The sequence below is a fragment of the Flavobacterium sp. 2 genome (assembly GCF_049949195.1).
GTDB lineage: Bacteria > Bacteroidota > Bacteroidia > Flavobacteriales > Flavobacteriaceae > Flavobacterium.
On sequence record NZ_CP188206.1, the window covers coordinates 4,875,123 to 4,891,571 of the forward strand.

The 16,449-nt window shown below is 33.3% G+C and carries 16 protein-coding genes, 1 tRNA gene and 1 pseudogene; 11 read left to right on the forward strand and 7 right to left on the reverse strand.

Annotation, left to right across the window (positions count from 1 at the left end; genetic code table 11):
* Nucleotides 1-84: 84 nt before the first annotated feature.
* The gene (locus ACNFIH_RS21210) at nucleotides 85-360 is read left to right on the forward strand and encodes a DNA-binding protein (RefSeq protein ID WP_426484676.1); all 276 of its coding nucleotides are present in this window, start codon (nucleotides 85-87) and stop codon (nucleotides 358-360) included.
* 347 nt (nucleotides 361-707) lie between these two features.
* Here the strand turns inward: ACNFIH_RS21210 and ACNFIH_RS21215 are convergent, their stop codons facing one another.
* From ACNFIH_RS21215 to ACNFIH_RS21240, 6 genes and pseudogenes are all read right to left on the reverse strand, one after another.
* Entirely contained in the window at nucleotides 708-2,015 is a 1,308-nt protein-coding gene (locus ACNFIH_RS21215) for a site-specific integrase (protein WP_426484677.1), read from the reverse strand.
* 291 nt (nucleotides 2,016-2,306) lie between these two features.
* Nucleotides 2,307-2,387: transfer RNA gene (locus tag ACNFIH_RS21220), tRNA-Tyr, on the reverse strand.
* Nucleotides 2,388-2,826: 439 nt separating this feature from the next.
* Nucleotides 2,827-3,213: pseudogene (locus ACNFIH_RS21225) on the reverse strand (peroxiredoxin family protein); the annotation flags it as partial.
* A gap of 18 nt (nucleotides 3,214-3,231) precedes the next feature.
* The gene (locus ACNFIH_RS21230; RefSeq protein WP_035650901.1) at nucleotides 3,232-3,993 is read right to left on the reverse strand and encodes a DUF4369 domain-containing protein; all 762 of its coding nucleotides are present in this window, start codon (nucleotides 3,991-3,993) and stop codon (nucleotides 3,232-3,234) included.
* Between the two features lie 259 nt (nucleotides 3,994-4,252).
* Nucleotides 4,253-4,693, reverse strand: coding sequence for a KTSC domain-containing protein (locus tag ACNFIH_RS21235; RefSeq protein ID WP_035650904.1), 441 nt, complete (start codon nucleotides 4,691-4,693; stop codon nucleotides 4,253-4,255).
* Between the two features lie 256 nt (nucleotides 4,694-4,949).
* Entirely contained in the window at nucleotides 4,950-5,198 is a 249-nt protein-coding gene (locus ACNFIH_RS21240; protein WP_426484678.1) for a hypothetical protein, read from the reverse strand.
* Between the two features lie 86 nt (nucleotides 5,199-5,284).
* Here ACNFIH_RS21240 and ACNFIH_RS21245 point away from each other — a divergent pair, with 86 nt between their 5' ends.
* The 10 genes from ACNFIH_RS21245 to ACNFIH_RS21290 all read left to right on the forward strand — a co-directional run bounded on the left by ACNFIH_RS21245 (nucleotide 5,285) and on the right by ACNFIH_RS21290 (nucleotide 14,271).
* Nucleotides 5,285-5,827, forward strand: a complete 543-nt coding sequence (locus ACNFIH_RS21245) for a hypothetical protein (RefSeq protein WP_035650907.1) — start codon at nucleotides 5,285-5,287, stop codon at nucleotides 5,825-5,827.
* Nucleotides 5,827-5,967 carry a hypothetical protein gene (locus ACNFIH_RS21250; RefSeq protein WP_167498100.1) on the forward strand — a complete coding sequence of 47 codons (141 nt, stop codon included), beginning with the start codon at nucleotides 5,827-5,829 and terminating at the stop codon, nucleotides 5,965-5,967. The genes ACNFIH_RS21245 and ACNFIH_RS21250 overlap by 1 nt, the downstream gene beginning before the upstream one ends.
* 81 nt (nucleotides 5,968-6,048) lie before the next feature.
* On the forward strand, nucleotides 6,049-6,285 hold the full coding sequence (locus ACNFIH_RS21255; protein ID WP_426484679.1) for a hypothetical protein: 237 nt from the start codon (nucleotides 6,049-6,051) through the stop codon (nucleotides 6,283-6,285).
* Entirely contained in the window at nucleotides 6,272-6,652 is a 381-nt protein-coding gene (locus tag ACNFIH_RS21260; RefSeq protein WP_426486740.1) for a YchJ family protein, read from the forward strand. The genes ACNFIH_RS21255 and ACNFIH_RS21260 overlap by 14 nt, the downstream gene beginning before the upstream one ends.
* A 106-nt stretch (nucleotides 6,653-6,758) precedes the next feature.
* Nucleotides 6,759-7,877 (forward strand): vWA domain-containing protein, encoded by a 1,119-nt coding sequence (locus tag ACNFIH_RS21265; RefSeq protein WP_035650911.1) that lies wholly within the window; start codon nucleotides 6,759-6,761, stop codon nucleotides 7,875-7,877.
* Between the two features lie 155 nt (nucleotides 7,878-8,032).
* Nucleotides 8,033-9,496: an AAA family ATPase gene (locus ACNFIH_RS21270; protein ID WP_426484680.1), complete on the forward strand. Its 1,464-nt coding sequence runs from the start codon at nucleotides 8,033-8,035 to the stop codon at nucleotides 9,494-9,496.
* A gap of 163 nt (nucleotides 9,497-9,659) precedes the next feature.
* Nucleotides 9,660-10,253, forward strand: a complete 594-nt coding sequence (locus ACNFIH_RS21275; protein ID WP_426484681.1) for a 2OG-Fe(II) oxygenase — start codon at nucleotides 9,660-9,662, stop codon at nucleotides 10,251-10,253.
* Between the two features lie 62 nt (nucleotides 10,254-10,315).
* A complete protein-coding gene (locus ACNFIH_RS21280) occupies nucleotides 10,316-11,170 on the forward strand; it encodes an EamA family transporter (protein WP_426484682.1) in 855 nt (284 codons plus the stop codon).
* A gap of 443 nt (nucleotides 11,171-11,613) precedes the next feature.
* Nucleotides 11,614-12,900, forward strand: a complete 1,287-nt coding sequence (locus tag ACNFIH_RS21285) for a Glu/Leu/Phe/Val family dehydrogenase (protein WP_426484683.1) — start codon at nucleotides 11,614-11,616, stop codon at nucleotides 12,898-12,900.
* A gap of 147 nt (nucleotides 12,901-13,047) precedes the next feature.
* Nucleotides 13,048-14,271: a sterol desaturase family protein gene (locus ACNFIH_RS21290; RefSeq protein ID WP_426484684.1), complete on the forward strand. Its 1,224-nt coding sequence runs from the start codon at nucleotides 13,048-13,050 to the stop codon at nucleotides 14,269-14,271.
* A gap of 184 nt (nucleotides 14,272-14,455) precedes the next feature.
* Here ACNFIH_RS21290 and ACNFIH_RS21295 read toward each other — a convergent pair whose 3' ends face one another.
* Nucleotides 14,456-16,054 carry a DUF6377 domain-containing protein gene (locus ACNFIH_RS21295; protein WP_035650923.1) on the reverse strand — a complete coding sequence of 533 codons (1,599 nt, stop codon included), beginning with the start codon at nucleotides 16,052-16,054 and terminating at the stop codon, nucleotides 14,456-14,458.
* Between the last annotated feature and the right edge of the window lie 395 nt (nucleotides 16,055-16,449).

The following is a 16,449-nucleotide window of genomic DNA, read 5'->3' on the forward strand; positions in this document are numbered from 1 at the left end:
AGTGGTGCTGTAAAACTTGAAATTGGACAGAGTTTAGCTTAAAAGCAGATGATCAAATATTATATTGCATTAAACCAGTATTATATGGAAGAGTTTATAACTAAAGATGATTTAAGACAGTTCGGGCTTTTGATGGCCGATACGGTACGCAGTGCTGTTGCTGAAGCATTGGAGCCAAAAAAAAGTCAGAAGGAACCTGAGTGGCTTAAGAGCAAGGCTGTTAGAAGGCTGCTTGATATTTCTGCGGGTTCAGTCCAGAATCTTAGAATGTCACAAAAAGTACGTTTTAAAAAGGTGCTTGGATCTTATTATTATAACAGAGAAGATATTCAAAAACTTTTTAGTGATGACAAAGATTAATAGGTTAAAAGAAAGCCATATAATGAGTTTTTTATCGATGTATATTGATGACCCCAAACTAAATGTCTGGCATCTGTCAATTTTGACAGCTATACTGGGGTTAGGATACAGGCAGGGGCAGAGGAGTAGGATAAAGGTCAGCCGCAGCAAAATTATGAAGATGTCGCACGTAAATACACTGCCAACTTATCATAAGTATTTTAAACAGCTTCAAGACTTAGGATACATTAAGTACACTCCATCATATCATCCCGGCTGTAAAAGCGAAGTAAAACTATGCAAAAAGAGGCTATCTCAACAATTTTGAGATAGCCTCTTTGATTTTAACTAATATGTGAAATTAAATATCACGAAGTTATATTGTATTTCTTCTTTATTGCCTGAATTTCTTTTTCAAGTCTTCCGAGAACCGCTAAATCGGGTTTTGAAATCTTTGAAGCGGTCTTATTCAATTTTTTATTCAAAATGGACATTTCGCGGCCAATTGTTGCCTGCTCTGTTATAGCGTAAGCTTCAGTCTGTTTTACTGATGCATGACCAAGCAGTTCTTTAACTACGTTTATAGGAACATTGTTATTGAGTGTTACTGTGCTTCCGAAAGTCCGGCGGGCCATATGCGTGTTGAGCGTAAAAGGAAACCCACACAATACAGCAATTTCTTTCAGGTACTCATTCATTTTCTGATTGGATGAAACAGGAAGCACGGTTCCGCGCTGCGTACACAGCGGGTGGTCTTTATATTTTTCAACTATCTTCAGTGCTTGGGGAAGAAGAGGGACATTAAATGATGAGTTGGTTTTCTGCCTTTCGGACATAATCCATAAATTGCCGTCAATGCCCTTTTTTATATCAGTTTTTTTTAATTGATAAGCGTCAATGTATGCCAGTCCGGTGTAGCATTGGAAGACGAACACATCCCTTACGACATTAAGCCTGTCAGTTGTGAAATAATGGCTTTCCAGTTCGTGCAATTCCTGAACTGTAAGAGGTTTTTTTACCAGTTTTGTTTTTCGTCCTTTAAAGTTCTTAAATGGATCCTTTGTGATCAATTCCTTATCAATTGCGCGTATTACAATCTTTTTGAAATTTGCAATGTATTTAAGGGTGGTGTTGTTGCTGCAGTCGCGAACTGTTCTGAGGTAGAACTCAAAGTCTTTTACAAACTCAAGATTCAAATCCGCAAATTCAAGATCATCTTTTTTAAGCTTGAATCTGATAAATGCTGTCAAGTGGTTTTTAGTGATTGTAAACCGGTCAAGTGTGCCTTTTGCATAGCCTTTTCCAAGAAGCGCCTGCATTTCATCATTATGCTTTTGAAATTCTTCAAGCACCTTAATCTTAGGTGCTGTCCTTCCCAGAACTTCGTCCATAATTTTCTCAGCGGTTATGAGTTTGCCGCTGTACATCATTTCGGTTTTGATTTCATTGATTTTTAAAGTCAGCGAATCCAAAAAGAAGTTTATCGACTTTGCATCTTCCTTTGAGCCTACAGCTCTTTCAAACCTTTGGTCCCATCGTGTGTAATCCCATTTTCTTTTTGTTGAGCTTTCCTTGCGGATGCCGTCAACAGTTATTCTGAAATATACAATCCATTCTTTACTTTCTATTTTGGGTCTTTTTAAAAAGAATCCCAAACCAAAACTGCTTTCCAACATAATCCTACTTTTTAAATTAATAAATGTAGAATAATATTACTGCCAAATCAAGTCGTTAACCTCGTTAACCCCTGTAATATAAGGGATTTTTGCTGTTTCTGGTGCACTTTTCTGCGCGCCTGAAAGTGCACCGATTCTGCACCTTTAATTTTGTGAGCTTTTATAAATATTGAAAACAGGCCTAAAACGAAAAAGACCCGCAAATCGTTGAATTTGCAGGTCTTCAGACATTTTTTGCGGCTTTTTAAAAAGATTGAAAACTTTAGGTTTTCCGCCTTTTCGGCCTTTCCGTGGGGAGAGCAGGATTCGAACCTGCGAAGTTCACACAGCAGATTTACAGTCTGCCCTCGTTGGCCGCTTGAGTATCTCCCCGATCTCAGCTTGTTGTGCTTTGTTGTTCTAAGCGGTGGCAAAGATAGGAACTCTTTCTACATTTCCAAACAAAAAAATGACTTAATTTTAAGTTATTTTAAAGTTGTTTTTTAATTCGTTGGAATTGAAATAAATAAAAAAGGAATCTTATTGAATATTTTTTTATTTATTTTTAAAAGTAAGATTATTCTTCGTGTTGTTTTGTGATTTATATAGTTGATTCAGGATATGCAAAAGTTGTCAGCTATTATTCTTATTGGTAATTTTAAATAAAAATGTAGAAAATAGTATCCAATTTAGGATCGTTTAACAATCGGTTTATCATAAAAATTTTAAGCCATCTTTAAAATAATCTCTTGACTTCATATTTTTTTTCTAAAAACTATTAGATAAAAAAAAATCTCCACTAGGGAGATTTTTTTATTCTGGATATTTGATATTATTTAGCTAAAAGCTCTATAATTTTCGCTTTCAATTCTGGACCTCTTAAATCCTGAGCTACCACTTTTCCTGATGCATCAAGAATAAAAGTTGCTGGAATTGATTCAACATGATATTGTGCAGCAATTGGTTCATCCCAAAATTTTAGGTTCGAAACATGTGTCCAAGTTAAACCATCTTTTGCGATAGCTTCAGTCCACTTGCTTTTTTCTTTATCTAAAGAAACGCCAATAATGTTTAATCCTTTTGAATGTAGCTCTTTATAAATAGCAACTACGTTCGGGTTTTCTTTTCGGCAAGGACCGCACCATGATGCCCAGAAATCTACAATAGTTACTTTACCTAAACTTTCTTTAAGCGAAACCATTTTTCCTTCCGGATTTGGTGCAGAAAAATCTGCTCTTCATTTAGCGCTGCCTACAGGAGGAGCTGATGCACCAACTGATGGCAATTTTGCTTGACCGATTTTTGTTTTAGCTTCTTTAGCAGGAGTTGTGTTTTTAACTTCCTCATCTAAAGAATTGTAAATGCTTTCTACTTTTTTAGCATCAGCAGTTGGATCCTCAGACATTCCTTTTACGATTAAAGCAGAAATGAAAGATTTTGGGTGAGATTCAGCATAAGTAACATACTTCTTTTTAGTATCATTCTGAACTTCTGTTTGGATTTCCATGTATTGTTTCATCAAACCGTTGATAGTTGCTGTATCTTGAGCTTGTTGAGCTTGTTGCATTTTAGCAGTATTGTTTTTTTGAAAATCTACTAATTTCTTAGAAGTTTTGTTAAGCTCGTCTTGGAATTTTACAAACTCTTCGTTGTTGTAAGTTCCAGTAATTTTAGATTTGTGGATGCTGTCTTTGTCAATAGCGATTGCGATTTCTCCAGTTTCTAAGATAAATGGAATTGGTGCATTTGCATCTTGAAGAATTAAAGTATGAAAAGCTGGTTCAGTTACTTTTCCTTTTATTTCGAATTTTCCGTTTTCAACTTTTACAGTATCAAGGGCAACTGTCATGTGCGTTACTGGATCTTGACCTTGAAGGATGATAGTTTTTCCGTTTGCAATTCCTGTTGCAGTTCCTGTAATTAGATACTCTCCGTCTTTAACTTTGCTGCATGAAATAATTGCTACAGAAGCTGTAAGTAAAAAAAATATTTTTTTCATTATAAATATTAATTAGTTAATTGATTTGTGCAACAAAAGTATTTAAAAATATAGAACATCAAGAATTTTGTAACCTAAAATTTTGTTATAGTTTTTTATGCTGTAAAGTCCCTAAAATCAAGCGATTTGCTTGTTTTATATGTTTTGAAACTATTAATTGTGTATTTATTTTGAATGAAAATAAACAATTTAGCATTTTTAAGGCATAAAAAAAGCACTCTGTAATGAGAGTGCTTCTAGGTATATTTTTGATCAAAAACTATTCTTGATTTGTTTTCTTTCTCCAAGTAAAAGAGTTCAGGATATGTCTTTTTGCAAATCTTCCTGGTGAATCAGCATTTACCATTTTCACGTAAGTTGCTTTAGGAACACTGATGTATTCGTAAACACTTCCGTTAGAGAAATCAATAATCAAACGACCTTCTACAAATTTGTAATCTGTAATAGTACAAGTTGAAATTGTCTCAGTATATTCAGGTAAATTAAGTTTAATAGTATCAGGGTGAATACTTACTAAAAAGTGGTAAGCTTCGATGATCGTTTTACTTTTTTCTTCTGCTTCTTTTAAACCAGCTTCATTTCCAACAAATTTATCAGGATGAGATTCTTTCATCGCATTACGATAGATTGTTTTTAAATCTTTTAACTCTGCAGTTTTCTCTACGTTTAGTAACTTACGGTATTCAACTATTTTTTTCATAAATAAAAGGTAACTACTTGTCTATTAGTTTGAAATCGATATTAATTAGTTCAAATCGACAAATTTTTTGCAAAGGTACACTTTTTTTTAACTTTTTAGTTTTCATCCAAAAAATATTCTTTTTGAATTATGAATTATGAATTATGAATTATGAATTATGAATTATGAATTATGAATTATGAATTATCTTGTTACACACAAAGAAAAAACTCATAACTCATAACTCATAATTCATAACTTATAACTTATAACTTTTTTAGTTTTCCGGCTTATGATTAGCCTTATCAAAGTTTCTGGATTTCTTTGGATATTTATCATAGCTCATATCGCTTGGGTTTTCAATAACCGATTTTATTGTAATCCAATCACCTTCTTTAAATTTTGCCTGAACCATTTTATAGTCTAAAAGATAAGCGCCGCAGAAATAATTATTGTTTTCATCTTTTTCGATAATACCGGTAAAAACTCCCTTTTGCGGCATTTTTTGTTCTAAATCTTTAGACATCTTTTTTTTATTTAAAATTGAAGATGCAAAGTTAATCAATTTAGGTTTGTTTTAGGGAGTTCGTGACAATCTCAGTATATTTGCATATGCAGAAAAATTTTAAGCCTCATCCAAATTCATTTAAAAATACTTTTTGTGCTTTTCATGAAGTGCTTCCAGATCGAATTGAAGGTTTGAAAAAACAATTTGAAAGCAAAGCCGGAAGTACTTATTATTATACTGAAGAAGGAATGTACCGCGTTTCTAACCATTGGGGAAGATTGGCAAACAGCAAATGGCGTTTGATCGCGCGTGAACCGGAAACCGAATCAAAAACGAAAATTGGTTTTGCCAAATGGAACGAATTTTATCCCGATAATGCTGAAGATAAACTATATTATATAGAAGCCGATTTCGATAAAAACCTTGCCAATTATCAGCATAAAAATAATCCGGAATATGACGGAAAAGCCATTTTGAGAACGAGTTTTGAAACCACAAAAAGATTAAAACAAGTCCGAAATTTACAACAGCTGACTTCTTGGGCAAAATATTTTGATTACGACGATATTGATGATTTAAGAAAACAGATTATCAATGAACTGATTTTTACAGAAAAAAGTTTAGAAGAAATTAAAAGAGAAATATAATGGGACGCAATAACGAAAGGAATATCAAAAAGCACAATGACAAATTGCACAAAGCCCAGGCAAAAGCAAAACAAGCTGAAATTTCACGTAAAGAAAAGCTGAAAGAAATTGTGAAAAAATTCAACGAAAATAAAGAGTAATAAATATTGTTTCAAGTTTCAGGTTGCACGTTTCAAGTTGTTGGAACGAAAACCTGAAACTTGAAACCTGAAACAAAACATATGAATAGTAAATTTGAAACATTAAAAGCAGACGTTCAAGAAATTATTGATTTGATAGCTGCAAAAAACGAGAGAGAAGCAAATAATAAATTGCTTGAAGTAAGCGAAACATTAGACGAAATGATTGATTTTGCTGAAGAAGATGAGGAAGTAAGGGAAATTAGTCGTTACCAGGTTTTGCTGAATCAGCTTCATGTAAAAATTAACGGTGAAGAAGAAGTTGATGGCGACGCATAAATGTTATTGCGATACAGGATTATTGTTTGAAGATTGCTGTGGATTGTATCTTCAACAAAATCAAAAAGCACCAACCGCTTTGGCGTTAATGCGTTCAAGATATTCCGCATACGCAACACACAACGCCGATTATCTTTTAGAAACCACTTATACTTCTGAAAGAAAATATTATTCAAAAGCTGAAATTCTGAAATGGGCAACAGCGAACAAATGGCAAAAATTAGAAATTCTGAGTTTTACTGAAAATACCGTAGAATTCAAGGCTTATTTTTTAGATGCCAATCAAAAACCGCAAGTTCATTATGAATTCTCGACTTTTAAATTCGAAAATAATGCATGGTATTATGTTGATGGAAAGTTTGAATAATTAATATATCTAACACTGTTAGTCCTTAATTTTGGTTAGATATTTTAACTAAAAATTAATAAACGTTTCGTTTTTCATAATTCTAAAAAGATGTAATTTTAAAATTATGAAAAACGAATTTAAAAAAGGTTTTTATTTTAAGTCGTACGAAGCCCCATTTCAGTCTCCGTTTGAGAAACTTTTTGGCATTTTCAAAGAGCTGATCACCCATACTTCGGGGGATTTTGATGAAGCAATCAACTGGCTTCGGGAGCTAGACAAGGAATATAAACTGACCGACGAGAACTACACAATCGATGATTTTATCGAAGATTTAAAAAAGAAAGGTTACATAAAAGACGAGGTCAAACAAGACGGTTCAAATGGTTTTGGAATAACAGCCAAAACAGAAAGAGCAATTCGTCAGCAAGCTTTAGATCAAATTTTCGGGAATTTGAAACGTTCTGGAAATGGAAATCATAAAACAAAACATGCCGGAAACGGAGATGAACATACGGGAGAATTCCGTGAATTTAATTTTGGCGATGGTTTAGAGCGAATTTCATTGACCGAAAGTCTTCGAAATGCTCAAATCAACAACGGCGTAGAAAGTTTCATGCTGACAGAAAATGATTTGGTTGTTGAGGAAACGCAGTATAAAGCACAAATGAGCACGGTTTTAATGATAGACATTAGCCACAGTATGATTTTATACGGCGAAGACCGAATCACTCCGGCCAAAAAAGTAGCGATGGCTTTAGCTGAATTAATCACAACACGTTATCCAAAAGACACACTTGATATTTTGGTTTTTGGAAATGATGCCTGGACAATTCCAATTAAAGATTTGCCGTATTTGCAAGTTGGACCGTATCATACTAATACGGTTGCCGGACTTCAATTAGCAATGGATATTTTACGTAGAAAACGAAATACCAACAAACAGATTTTCATGATTACGGATGGAAAGCCAAGCTGTGTTCGTGAGCGCGATGGTTCTTATTATATGAACAGCAACGGTCTCGACGAATATATTGTTGATAAATGCTACACACAAGCACAGCAAGCCAGAAAATTACACATTCCGATTACGACTTTCATGATTGCAAACGATCCTTATTTGCAGCGATTTGTGAATCATTTCACTGAAGCAAATCAGGGAAAAGCATTTTACACTGGGATAAAAGGTCTTGGTGAAATGATTTTTGAAGATTATGAAACGAATAGGAAAAAGAGAATTAAATAAAGGTTCTAAGTTGCTAAGATTCTAAGAGGCTAAGATTTCTTTTGGCACGTGCCAAATGTAGAGATGCACAGTAGTGCATCTACGTAAAAACGGTGAGACACATATTTGTTCATCAAAATCATAAACAAAAACAATTCAATATACATTTCAATAAAATGGAAATAAACAATATAAAGACATTAGGCCAATTAAAAGCCTCTGGATATAAAAGTACAAGCATTAAGGATGAATTACGAAATAATCTTCGTGAAAAAATAAAATCAGGAAAGCCTGTTTTTGAAGGCGTTCACGGTTTTGAAAACACAGTAATTCCCGAATTAGAGCGTGCCATTCTTTCTCGTCATAATATCAACTTACTAGGACTTCGCGGACAGGCAAAAACACGTTTGGCACGCAAAATGGTAGAATTATTAGATGAATATATTCCGTTTGTGGCTGGTTCAGAAATTAATGATGATCCGTTAAATCCGATTTCGCGTTTTGCAAAAGATTTAATTGAAGAAAAAGGAGATGAAACTCCAATTTCGTGGTTGCATAGAAATGAGCGTTTCTTCGAAAAACTAGCAACACCTGATGTAACTGTTGCCGATTTGATTGGAGATGTTGACCCAATAAAAGCAGCGAATTTAAAGTTATCTTATGCGGATGATCGCGTGATTCATTTCGGAATGATTCCGAGAGCCAATCGCAGTATTTTTGTTATTAACGAATTGCCCGATTTGCAAGCCAGAATTCAAGTAGCATTGTTTAATATTCTTCAAGAAGGTGATATTCAAATTCGCGGATTCAAATTAAGAATGCCTCTTGATATGCAGTTTGTATTTACTGCAAATCCAGAAGATTATACCAACAGAGGAAGTATTGTAACGCCTTTGAAAGATAGAATTGGTTCACAAATTTTGACACATTATCCTGAAACCGTTAAGATTGCCAGAACCATTACGGAACAAGAAGCTAAATTAGATGAAAGTCAAAGTGAAGTGGTTTATGTGCCAGGTTTGGCAAAAGATATTTTAGAACAAATTAGTTTTGAAGCGCGCGAAAGCGAATACATCGATAACAAAAGCGGTGTAAGTGCCCGAATGAGCATTACAGCTTTTGAAAATTTAATTAGTACAGCAGAACGCCGTGCATTGAAATCAGGAGCAGATAAAACGGTTTTACGCTTGTCTGATTTTATGGGAATTATTCCCGCCATTACTGGAAAAGTTGAATTGGTTTACGAAGGAGAGCAGGAGGGAGCGGCTGTTGTCGCGCAGTATTTAATTGGTTCCGCTATCCGAACTTTATTTCCTGAATATTTCCCTAAAATTGAAAAACTAGAAAAACCCGGCGAAAAAACACCTTATTCTGATTTAATAGAATGGTTTTTTGCAGAAAGTGGTTTTGAATTATTAGACGACGCTTCAGATGCAGAATATAAAGCAATTTTAGACGAAGTGACACCGTTAGATATTCTGCTTAAAAAATATCAGCCTGAACTGGACAAAAAAGACCAATACTTTGTCAAAGAGTTTGTTTTATGGGCATTGGTAGAATATAAAAAATTGAGCAAAGACCGTTTTGCAACTGGACATCAGTTTAAAGATATGTACGGAAGTTATATTAGTAAATTGTAAATTATCAATTATAAATTATAAATTATTAATTGATAATTGTAATCCTTAAACCCGACAGGTTTTTAAAATCTGTCGGGTTTATTATTTTTAAAAACAGGATTACCAATTTTAATTAGTCTACCTTGCCATGTTGGCTGTATTTGCAGTTTTTCCCAAAAAAGAAATGGATGATAGTTTCGAAGACTTAATAGCAAGTTATATAGAGAATAAAATTGGAATATCAGAACGTTTTATGAGTGATGCTTTAGCAGATAATCTCAAACAAAATTTAATCAATTTAAATAATGAAAGTCTGCTATTGACAGCGGGAATAGGGAATTCTGAGAAGTTTGCTCTAGATGGAGCCATTAGAAAAGATGTAATTTACTGGCTTGATAAAAAGCATAATAATGTTTTCGAAAATGAGTTTTTTGACATAATTGATGCTTTCGTACTCTATTTAAACGAAAGTTGTTTTGCAGGAATTACGGGTTACGAGTTCCATTATTCTTTATACGAAAAAGGCGATTTTTATTTAAAACATCTCGATCAATTCAAAAATAATTCGAGTCGTAAATATTCAATGATCAGCTATCTGAATAGTAATTGGAAAGAAAGTGATGGCGGAGAATTAATGGTTCACCAAAACAAAAGTCAGCAGAAAATTTCGCCAGTTCAGGGCAAAACGGTTTTCTTTAAAAGTAATGAATTGGTTCATGAAGTGTTAGTTACTCAAAATACCCGAATGAGCATTACAGGCTGGCTAAAAAGCGATTAATATGTTTTTTTTTTGAAAGTATAAAACAGATAAACACTATTTTTGTTTCAAAAATTAATTCTATGTTATTTCTTATTTTAAGCATTTTATGCAGTGTAACAGTTGGTATTATCTTCAAAATCACCCGTAAATACAATGCAAATGCAATTCAAATCATTACTTTCAATTATGTGATGGCATTAACACTTTGCTATTTTACTTTTAATCCAAATATTACTGAAGTTCATACAGATGCACCTTGGAACATTTATATTGCAGTTGGTGTTTTGCTTCCAATAGTTTTTCTGTTTTTGTTTTCCTCTATAAAACATATGGGAATCGTAAAAACAGATGCTGCACAACGATTATCACTTTTTATTCCAATAATTGCAGCTTGGCTTATCTTTAAAGAAGAATTTAATTCCTATAAAGTAATAGGATTGATAATTGGGTTTGTGGCGCTTTTATTCATCTTAAAAAAGCAATCTGGAAACAACGAAAATAAGTGGATTTATCCAGCTGTAGTGTTTCTGGGTTTTGGAATAATCGATATCCTTTTTAAACAAATAGCACTTTACACGGCTTTGCCATATACAACGTCATTATTTATGGTTTTTGATATTGCATTGGCAGTATCCTTATTGATTGTGATATATGATGTGGTGCTGAAAAAGGAAAAACTTCAATCAAAAAATATTCTTTTTGGAGCTTTGGTCGGGATGTTTAATTTCGGGAATATATTATTTTATTTAAAAGCGCATAAAGCTTTCGCAGAAAATCCATCAACAGTTTTTGCAGGAATGAATATGGGCGTGATTGTTCTGGGAAGTCTTGTCGGCTTGCTTTTTTTCAAAGAAAAATTATCCAAAATAAACTTCATTGGAATCTTTTTAGCCTTAATAGCCATAATTTTTATTGTTTTTTCGCAAATAAGCTGATTTTTTTTAAGGTTGTAAAGCCTTAGTTTACAGTTGATTTTGAATTTATTTTAAAAGTTTTTAAAATTAACTCTACTAATTCGATAGAATTTATAAAATATATTTATAAATTTGTCTCAACAATGAAAAACTATAGTCTAAATATCATCCCGGTTATGTGCAGCTTGACGATGTGCTGCATGTCAAACGATGCGATGAAATGGCGTTAATAGAGAAAGTACTTGTTAGTTATTTTTTTTTTTTAGCCTTTCATGCACCAATGAAAGGCTTTTTTTAGAACTATTAATAACCATATATATGAGATCAAATAGAAATACAAATAGTATGATGCATTGCTGCTTGATGAAAATTCCATGTTGCACTTGCAGTTACTGCCGATTTTATTTCATGAGTTTATAATATGATGCCCCAAATCAATAACTAAAATTTTAAAACTTAAAAAGATGAGTTCAGAAATTATAAAACAGAATCCGTTTCAATCGATGATTGATCGTTTTAATATAGCAGCCGATATTCTTAATCTGGAAGAATCAATAAGGCTGAAACTGCAACGTCCTGAAAAACAAATTGTAGTGAATTTTTCTATTACTCTAGACAATGGAAAACAGCAAAATTTTGAAGGATATCGCGTCATTCACAATACGGCATTAGGTCCTTCAAAAGGAGGAATTCGATATGATACCGCCGTAAATCTTGACGAAGTGAAAGCCTTAGCGGCATGGATGACTTGGAAATCGGCCGTGACGGGAATTCCTTTTGGAGGAGCAAAAGGCGGTATTATTTGTGATCCAAGAACACTTTCTAAAACCGAATTAGAGAGAATTACAAGAGCTTATACAAAAGCCTTAGCGGATATTTTTGGCCCTGAAAAAGATGTTCCGGCGCCGGATATGGGAACAGGACCAGACGAAATGGGCTGGTTGATGGATGAATTTTCAATAGTACACGGCAAAACAATTCATGCTGTGGTTACGGGAAAACATTTGCATTCGGGCGGTTCTTTAGGAAGAGTAGAAGCAACAGGAAGAGGCGTTAGCATTATAACTTTATTGGCGCTTCAAAAATTAAAATTAAGACCGGCAAGATCAACAGTTGCAATTCAGGGTTTTGGAAATGTTGGACTGCATTCGGCTTTATTTTTATTCGAAAAAGGATTAAAAATAGTTGCGGTGAGTGATGTTTCAGAAGCATTTTATAATCCTGACGGAATCAATATTCCGGAATTGATTTTGTATTATAATCTAAATAACAAAAGCATAAAAGGATATCCAAATTCGGTTGCAATTAAACACGAAGAATTATTGCTTTTAGATGTTGATGTTTTGATTCCGGCAGCAAAAGAAGATGTAATTACGCAGAAAAATGCGGCAGCTATTCGTGCCAAAATTATTGTGGAAGGCGCAAACGGACCCGTTTCATCTGATGCTGATAAAATTTTGCATGAAAACAACGTTTTGGTTGTTCCAGATATTTTGGCAAATGCTGGAGGCGTTACGGTTTCTTATTTTGAATGGCTTCAGAATTCGCTTTTAGAATCCTGGAGAATTCACCAAATCAATACACGCCTTGAAGATATTTTAGAAAAAGGTTTTGAAACGGTTTTCAGAACGGCATTAAAGTATAATGTTACACCAAGAATTGCGGCTTACATTCTTGCTTTGCAAAAAGTTGCTGATACGCAATCTGTTAAAGAAGTAGCTTTGGAAGCTCCAAAATTCAAACAAAATTAGAAATTGGTTCTAAAAGATAAAGATCATTTTTGATAGTTGATATCATTTTGAAAAGTAAAAAATGAGATGACTTTTGAAGAGATCTTTATCTTTAGTTTTATAACGAATTGTATTTTAGTTTTATAAGAATAAAAAGAAATTAAAAAAATGGAACACATTAATTTTCTTGCTTTCGCAATGCCTGCTTTTTTTCTGTTTTTGTTTTTAGAATATAAGCTGGCACAACACAAAAAAAGGCCCGAAATTTTTAACTACGAAAGTTCAGTTTCAAATATTAGTATTGGTATTGCAGAGCGTTTAATTAATTTATTTATTGCAGCTAGTTTTTATCAGCTGTATTATTTTATTTATAATAATTACAGACTTTTTGATATTCCGAGCAATGTATTTGTTTGGTTTGCACTTATTCTCGCGACTGATTTTGTTTGGTATTGGTACCATCGATTGGGACACGAAGTCAACTTTTTCTGGGCCGCGCATATTGTTCATCATCACAGTGAAGAATTTAATTTTACGGCTGCAGCCAGAATCACTACTTTTCAGGCTATAGTGAGAACTGGTTTTTGGTGTGTACTTCCTTTTATAGGTTTTCACCCGGCAATGGTAATTACTATGCTGATTGTTCACGGAGCCTATTCATTTTTTACGCATACGCAGGTAATTGGCAGAATAAAATGGCTGGAGTATGTTTTTGTAACACCTTCTGTTCATGGCGTTCATCACGCTTCAGACGAAAAATATCTGGATAAAAATTACGGCGATATGTTTACCTTTTGGGATCGTCTTTTTGGAACTTTTCAGGAAGAAGAAGAAAAACCAAAATACGGTTTGACACATCCATTAAAAAGCTATAGTTTTCTGTGGCAACATTTTCATTATTATTTTGAAATTTATGAATTATGGAAACGCTCAAGTGGATTTAAAGCAAGATGGAAAGCTGTTTTTGGAAGTCCCGCACATATGGATCAGGACATTCGCCCGATATTAGAAAAGCGTTTTCTGCAGGATAAAAGCAATCCGCATCAGCGTTTGAGATTTCGAAATTACCTTTATATTCAACTCGGAATCTGTACTTTAATTTTAACTGCTTTTACTTATTATTTTGATTTACTAACTACGCTCGATAAAGTTTTTGTTTTGTCGGTTATCATCATCACCTTAATTAATTGTGGTGCGTTGTTGGAACAGCGAAAATGGATTTATTATCTGGAATACGCCCGAATTTTCATGATTACAACTTTCTTTTTGTATGAAGAGAATTTGACAGTATTCTTCTTTATTCCGCTTGCGATAATGATTTTTGCAGAGCAATTGTTTTCGCTCAGCAGATATTATCAAAATATGATTTTGCAGTTAGAAACTGTGGAATAGAAAACTATTTATTTAGATTTAGTTTGTCATTCCGAGGAACGAGGAATCTCCGCAAGTAACTCCGCAACGAGAGTCCAATCTTTGTAGAGCTTCTCGCGGAGATTCCTCGTTCCTCGGAATGACAAGATTGCGGATAAAAAAAACTTAGTACCTCAGAACCTTAGCATCTTAGAACCTTAACTACTTAAATCGTCTTAATCGCCATAATTTTCTCTTCAAAAGTATCTTTAAAGTCAGATTTACTTTTAATTCTGGTTTTGTACGTATAAATGGTAGCTACAGAAAGTTCCAGGAATTCTGCCATTTGATTGCTGTCCTGAATTCCTAATCGGTATAAAGCAAAAATCCTCAATTCAGTATTTAAAAGTTCACCTTTTTTGACAATGCATTTGTGGTCATTTGGAAATAAATGATTAAAATCAGTCACAAAAGTCGGAAACAGTTTAAGGAAGATTTCATCGAATTGATGAAACAGATTTTCGCGTTCTTCTTTGACATTATAGCGTTTTAAACTCGCAATAACTTCATCGGTTTTTTTGGTAATGATTTTATGAAGCGTACTTTTTTGAATGTGATCAATCTTATTAATGAAAGCCGAAGTTGCTTTGATAAAATACGTAATATATTCTTCTTTAATAGCATTTGCCTCGCTTAAACTAATGTTCATTTCCTGAAGCTGCGCATAAGACGAAGCCATTATTTTTCGGGCTTTATTTCTTTCTTTTAATTGTTTGAAGATAATAATCGAAAACAAAACAATAATAAAAGTCAATATCGTCAGTAGAATAATGATTCGTTCCAGTTTGTCATTTTTCTCTTTTACATTATTCAATTGCGCTTTTTCGATAATTGGTAAAATCGATGAAATTTCAATTTTGCGATGTCTGGCATTGTAGAAAGTTGCATCGTCCATTGCAATATTGATGTATTCATTGGCTTTGTCCAAATAACCCATTTTAAAAAGTTCATTGGCAAGATTTCGGAGCGCAACTGTTTCTTTTGTAGCATTTTTGACATCGGCGATTGCAGCAAGCGCCAGATATTGAATCGCTTTTTTAGTATAACCTCTTTCGGAATAAATATAACCAAGACTTGAAGTCGCAATGCCATAATAATCTGGTGGAAGGTTATAATTGTTGATCCAATAACTGAAAGCAAATTCGGCACCGCGCCAATCTTGTTGTTTTAGTCTTTTTAAGCTTTCGGCGGCCCAATATTCGTTGGTATTAGTTCCAATTAATTCCAAAGCTTTTTTCAGGAAATGATTTCCTTGCTGGACATAATGAATATTAAAACGCTGATCTTTATTGTAATCGGCTAAATCGTAATATGCACGGGCTTTAATATTGTAGTATTCGAATTTGTTTCTTGAATCGAGTTTTTGGTCGTCAACGACATTCAAAGTATCAATTGCTTCTTTGAATAATCCGGATGAAAGAAGTACAAAACCCTCCTTAATTCGGCTTTTGGCCAAAAATTTAGGGTCTTTTAAAACAATCGCTTTGATTTTTGCTTCTTCTAAATAATAATAAGCCGAATCATATTTAAACGATTTATATTCATCAAACAATGACATATAAGTATTGTAAAGCTGTTCATTGTTCTGACTTACTGTAAATTTTGATACATTTCTTTTTAAAGCTTCAATTTTTCGATATTTCTGTTTTAAGTAAACATCTTTTTTAAGAAGCACTTTATCTAATTCTTCTAAAACAGGATTTGTCTCTTTCGCAGTTAGAGAAAAACCTGCAATAAAAAAACATAGAATGAAAATTCTCTGCATGGTTTTGTGTTGGTTTAGGGTAAAAAAATCTTTTTTTGGTTTGTTCGAGTTAATTCGTTTTTTAATTCGGGATAAGCTTGAGCGGGCTTATTAAACAACTTTCAGTTTTTTAAAACTTCTTTGTGACAGAGCTTTAAAATGTGGTTAAGCATTCAAAAATAAGACATTAATGTTAAAAGTAGTCTAATTATTTGCAATTATACAATAAAAACCAATTATATATATGCATAGTGAAAAAAATATCGCTTTTAATTTTCATATTGTCATATTTACCATTAAAAAGGAGCTTATTTTCATCTAAACACCATCTTGATTTTTTGAAATATAAAAATAATGTAAAATATTGATTGTTAGATATTTATGTTTAAAAATCTTTCGATTATATCTTGATTTTT